A 3728-nucleotide genomic window follows, 5' to 3' on the forward strand; every position below is an offset into this window, starting at 1 on the left:
GCAAAAACTGCTAAAGTAAAAACAATTGTGATAAGCATTAAACCAATGGTGTTAGGCAACTTTAAAAACCGCACGTTTATGTAACCAAAAATTGCAGATAGCGTTACCAAAACAGTAATTATAAAAAAATAGTCGTCCATTGAAGTTTTGTTTAGTTTCGCTAAAATAAAATTTAAAAATCTATATAAATAATTTATGTTAAGTATTACAAATATTATCGACTGAAATCTTTTAGATTTATATCTTTAAGCAAAAATTTTATGCAAAAAACATATTACGACCCAGCAGATTTAAAGAAATTTGGAAAAATTAGTGAATGGAATCAAGAACTTGGTGACAAATTTTTCGAATACTATGGAAAAGTTTTCGAAGAAGGCGCACTTACGGCACGTGAAAAATCATTAATAGCCTTAGCAGTTTCGCACACAGAGCAATGTCCTTATTGTATCGATGCTTATACCAAAGACGGTTTACAACGCGGTATTACCAAAGAAGAAATGATGGAAGCTTTACACGTTGGTGCAGCCATAAAAAGTGGCGCTACCTTAGTGCATGGTGTGCAAATGATGAATAAAGTGAATAAACTGGATGGGTAAAAATTAGAAGACCGAAGTTGGAAGACCGAAGAAAACTCCATTAATTTGGAAAATGAATATGACAAAATTAAAAACACAATCCCTACATAAACGCAAAAGCGATTTAGCAAATAGCAATAGGCAACTCGAAATTTTATCGAATGGCATATTTCAAAATGGAGATTTGCCAACATTTAAAACTAAAATTGCTGAAACCAATCAATTTCCGCTTAAAGCAAAAAAATTAGAAATCTTACAAATAAACGTTGGTTATATGTGTAATCAGGTTTGCGAGCACTGTCATGTTGATGCTGGTCCAGATCGAAAAGAAATTATGACGCGTGATACCATGCAACAATGTTTAGAGGTTATAAAAAACACAGATGCACATACCTTAGATTTAACTGGAGGTGCACCAGAAATGAATCCAGATTTCAGATGGTTTGTAGAAGAAGCTGCCAAAGCTGGTATTAAAGATTTTATAGTGCGCTCTAACCTTACCATTATTCGTGCTAATAAAAAATATTACGATTTACCAGAATTCTTTAAAAAACACAACGTGCATGTAGTTAGCTCAATGCCACATTGGACACGCGGAAAAACCGATAAACAAAGAGGAAATGGTGTTTTTGATGCATCTATTGAAGCTTTAAAAATGTTAAATAAAGTAGGCTACGGTATGCCCGAAAGTAACTTAAAATTAGATTTGGTTTACAATCCATCAGGTGCTTTTTTACCAGGTGATCAAATGGCTATGGAAAAAGATTTTAAAAAGGCTTTGTTAGAAGATTTCAATATTCAGTTTCATAATTTATTTGCCATTACTAATTTACCTATTTCAAGGTTTTTAGATTATTTAATTGCTTCAGAAAATTATGAAGATTATATGTATGCGCTCATAGAGGCCTACAATCCAAATGCTGTTGCAAACGTTATGTGTACTAATACGCTTTCTGTGAGTTGGGACGGGTTTTTGTACGATTGCGATTTTAATCAAATGCTAGAATTACCTGTAAATAGCAAAGTCAAACACATTTCGGAGTATAACGAGGCGTTACTTGAAGGACGAAATATTGTTATCTCGCAACATTGCTACGGTTGTACTGCTGGCGCAGGAAGCAGTTGCCAAGGTGTAGTTGCTTAACCCAATTCCTGCGCAAGCAGGAATCTCATACTATGAAACACAATATTTTATACATACTTCTATTTTTTTCAGGCATTAGTTTCGCCCAAGAATCGCTTTCAGAATTATTAAAAAAGTATAACTCTGAAAGCATTCCATATATTTCGGTTGAAGATTTATCAAAACAACAAAATGTCATCATTTTAGATTCAAGAGAATTATCTGAATATAAAACCAGCCATTTGCAACATGCTATTTGCGTTGGCTACGATAATTTTAAACTAAAAAAAACTGTAAAAAAGCTTAAAAACAAACAACAACCCATAGTTGTGTATTGCTCTTTAGGAATTCGATCTGAAGATATTGCTGAAAAACTCAAAAAGGCTGGCTACTCTAACGTATATAACCTATATGGTGGTATTTTTGAATGGAAAAATAATAATTTGCCAGTTTATAATTCCAAAGAAAAAGAAACAGATAGCATACATACATTTAGCAAAGAATGGAGTAAATGGCTTAATAAAGGCACTAAAATTTATGACTAAAGAACTCATTATTGTTTTTGTAAAAAACATAAAACTAGGCAAAGTTAAAACACGACTTGCAAAAAGCATTGGCAACCAAGGGGCTTTTGAAGTGTATAGCGAACTCGTTAAAATAACAGAAACAGCTATAAAAAACTTATTAATTGATAAGCGCATTTATTTTTCTGATGCCATTATCGATACTAAATGGGAGAACCATTATAAAGCAGTTCAAAAAGGTGAAAATTTGGGAGAGCGTATGAAAAATGCTTTTATAAAAGGTTTTGAAGATGGCTATGAAAAAATCGTTTTAATAGGCTCAGATTTACCAGATATAAATTCTAATCATATTGAAAACGGATTGCAAGCGTTTAATAGCAATAATGTTGTTTTTGGACCAGCTATTGATGGTGGTTATTATCTTGTTGGGATGACTAAAATTTATGATTTTATTTTTGATAACAAACCTTGGAGTCAATCCAATTTATTAGAAATTACACTTGAAGAATTAAAGGAAAACAGCATCTCATTTAGTTTGCTAGAACCTTTAAATGACATTGACACTTTTGAAGATTTAGAAACTTCATCATTTTACAAATCGAATATTGAATTACAACAACGCATACAACAATTAAATGATAAAGCATATTAAAAAAACGGTAGAATATCTACAAGAAAAAGGATTCGAGAACCCAGAAATAGGTATTATTTTAGGTACAGGTTTAGGGCAGCTTATTAATGAAATTGAGATTATAAAAGAAGTAAGTTATAATCACATCCCATATTTCCCAACAGCAACGGTAGAGTTTCATAAAGGAAAACTTATTTATGGAACGTTAGAAGGAAAAAAAGTTATTGTTATGCAAGGTCGTTTCCATTTGTACGAAGGATACTCGTTACAAGATGTAACTTATCCTGTTCGCATTATGGAAAAATTAGGTATAAAAACTTTGTTGGTATCTAATGCTGCAGGAGCTATAAACCTAAACTTTAAAAAAGGCGAACTCATGCTAATTGAAGATCATATAAATCTTCAAGGAAGCTCACCTTTAGCTTTTAACGGTGTAGAAAAATTAGGCGAGCGTTTTACAGACATGAGCGCTCCGTATGATTCTAGTATTAATTCAAGATTCAAATCCATAGCCAAAAAAAATAATATAAAACTTCACGAAGGTGTTTATGCCAGTGTAGTTGGCCCTCAACTGGAAACCCGTGCAGAATACAGAATGCTTAAAATTATTGGTGCCGATGCTGTAGGAATGAGTACAGTTCCTGAAATTATAGTCGCAAATCATTTAAAATTAAAAGTAGCAGCGGTGTCAGTTTTAACAGATGAATGCGACCCAGATAATCTAAAACCTGTAAACATTTCAGAAATTATTGCTATGGCTGCAAAAGCAGAACCAGATATGATAACTTTGTTTAAAGAATTAATAAAAACACTTTAAAAAAGAGTTTAGAGTTTAGAGTTTAGAGTTTAGAGTTTAGAGTTTAGAGTTTAGAGTT

General features: G+C 32.3%; 5 protein-coding genes and 1 pseudogene. 5 read left to right on the plus strand and 1 reads right to left on the minus strand.

Features of this window, described 5'->3' with window-relative positions:
• Nucleotides 1-140, minus strand: a pseudogene (locus tag AADI82_RS14350) (sodium:proton antiporter); the annotation flags it as partial.
• A 120-nt stretch (nucleotides 141-260) separates the two neighbouring features.
• Between AADI82_RS14350 and AADI82_RS14355 the strand changes: the two are divergent.
• Genes AADI82_RS14355 through AADI82_RS14375 form a run of 5 tightly spaced genes read left to right on the plus strand, consistent with a single transcriptional unit; the run spans nucleotide 261 to nucleotide 3670 of the window.
• Entirely contained in the window at nucleotides 261-596 is a 336-nt protein-coding gene (locus tag AADI82_RS14355) for an arsenosugar biosynthesis-associated peroxidase-like protein (protein WP_237239039.1), read from the plus strand.
• Nucleotides 597-654: 58 nt separating this feature from the next.
• A complete protein-coding gene (gene arsS / locus AADI82_RS14360) occupies nucleotides 655-1719 on the plus strand; it encodes an arsenosugar biosynthesis radical SAM (seleno)protein ArsS (protein WP_341217107.1) in 1065 nt (354 codons plus the stop codon).
• Nucleotides 1720-1751: 32 nt separating this feature from the next.
• Nucleotides 1752-2243, plus strand: coding sequence for a rhodanese-like domain-containing protein (locus AADI82_RS14365; RefSeq protein WP_341217108.1), 492 nt, complete (start codon nucleotides 1752-1754; stop codon nucleotides 2241-2243).
• On the plus strand, nucleotides 2236-2874 hold the full coding sequence (locus AADI82_RS14370; protein WP_341217109.1) for a TIGR04282 family arsenosugar biosynthesis glycosyltransferase: 639 nt from the start codon (nucleotides 2236-2238) through the stop codon (nucleotides 2872-2874). The genes AADI82_RS14365 and AADI82_RS14370 overlap by 8 nt, the downstream gene beginning before the upstream one ends.
• On the plus strand, nucleotides 2858-3670 hold the full coding sequence (locus tag AADI82_RS14375; RefSeq protein WP_341217110.1) for a purine-nucleoside phosphorylase: 813 nt from the start codon (nucleotides 2858-2860) through the stop codon (nucleotides 3668-3670). The genes AADI82_RS14370 and AADI82_RS14375 overlap by 17 nt, the downstream gene beginning before the upstream one ends.
• Nucleotides 3671-3728: the final 58 nt, after the last annotated feature.

Origin of the sequence: uncultured Wocania sp. (assembly GCF_964021735.1) — a bacterium.
In the GTDB taxonomy this organism is placed as follows: domain Bacteria; phylum Bacteroidota; class Bacteroidia; order Flavobacteriales; family Flavobacteriaceae; genus Wocania_A.